The sequence below is a fragment of the Elstera litoralis genome (assembly GCF_000963705.1).
GTDB classification, from domain to species: Bacteria; Pseudomonadota; Alphaproteobacteria; order Elsterales; family Elsteraceae; genus Elstera; species Elstera litoralis.
Genome location: NZ_LAJY01000834.1, coordinates 1 through 703, shown reverse-complemented (window position 1 = coordinate 703; position 703 = coordinate 1). Strand labels below are relative to the sequence as shown.

Here is a 703-nt window from a genome sequence, read left to right as displayed (position 1 = left end):
AATATGATCCGCCAGAAGCGGCCGGAAACTGGGGCGTGACTTTACCCGCGCATACCATTCTTTCGCCCCAGGATGCTCATCCCACGGCACATCGCCGATATAATCGACACAGGAGAGATGGGCCGCAGCGGTAATATCCGCCAAACTAAAATCGGCCCCGGCTAGATAACTGCGCCGCTCTGAAAGATAGGCGATATAATCGAGATGATAATGGATATTGGCGTATCCGGCCTTGATTGCTTGGCTATTCGGATGCCCAAGCCCTGTTAACCGCTTCGTGATTTTCTCATCGACAAGGTTTTGCGTCACCTCGCGGTTGAACTTCACGTCGAACCAGCCGATCAATCGGCGAATTTCGGCGCGCTCCAGCGCCGTTTGTCCCAGCAACGGGCGGTCGGCGAAACTCTCTTCGAGATATTCGGCAATCGCCGTGGCGTCGCAGAGCGGATAAGCACCGGGTTCCAGCAGAAGAACGGGCACGTCCCCCGCTGGGTTCAACGCCAAAAACTCGGGCCGTCGCTCCCAGGTCTTCTCGATCTGAAGATCGATATCCAGGTTCTTTTTCTTTCAGCATCAGCCGGATTTTGCGCGATCCCGGCGATACCCATTGGTGAAACAGCAACATCATAGCTTTTGCTTATACAGTCAGATGCCGCGCTTGCCAAAGGTGAAACGCATATCGGGCAATTTCGGAAAAACTAAT

1 protein-coding gene is annotated in these 703 nt (G+C 53.9%); it reads right to left on the bottom strand.

Annotated features, from left to right (window positions below):
* A partial coding sequence (locus tag VZ95_RS20080; protein ID WP_332308147.1) for a glutathione S-transferase family protein occupies positions 1-498 on the bottom strand: 498 nt, incomplete at its 3' end.
* Positions 499-703 lie beyond the last annotated feature (205 nt).